Consider the following 445-nt stretch of genomic DNA (forward strand, 5'->3'; position numbering starts at 1 on the left):
GCCCTCGGCGTCCCGGCGCCCGAGGTCGTCACGTCCGCCGGCACCGCGGCCGACGAGGCAGGCGCCGCCGACGGTGGCGAGACGACCGGCGCCGACGACGCCGCGGCCGACGGCACGGACGGCGGGTCCGAGGACGCGTCCGGGGATCCCGCGGGGACGGCCACGGGCGCACCCACCGACGCTCCCCCGTCGGGCACCGCGCCCGCCGGGCTCGAGCGCACCGACCTCGACGCGCTCACCGTCGCCCATGACGAGGCCGGCTTCGCGCTCGAGGTCGTCGCCGCCAAGCTCACGGCCGACCAGCGCGCGCTCGCGCAGGCCACCGCGGCGGAGCACCGGCAGGAGGCCGACCGCTGGGCGCGCGCCTCGGGCGCGGCGGGCACGCTCGCGGACCCGCGCCGCGCCGCGTACGCGCTGCCCGCGGGGCTCGACGACCCGGCCGTGG

At 82.0% G+C, this 445-nt stretch carries 1 protein-coding gene; it reads left to right on the forward strand.

The features are described from left to right. Positions 1-445 (forward strand): DUF4439 domain-containing protein (locus CBZ_RS20615; protein WP_130783251.1); only part of this gene is annotated, 445 nt, incomplete at both ends.

This window comes from Cellulomonas biazotea (assembly GCF_004306155.1).
In the GTDB taxonomy this organism is placed as follows: domain Bacteria; phylum Actinomycetota; class Actinomycetes; order Actinomycetales; family Cellulomonadaceae; genus Cellulomonas; species Cellulomonas biazotea.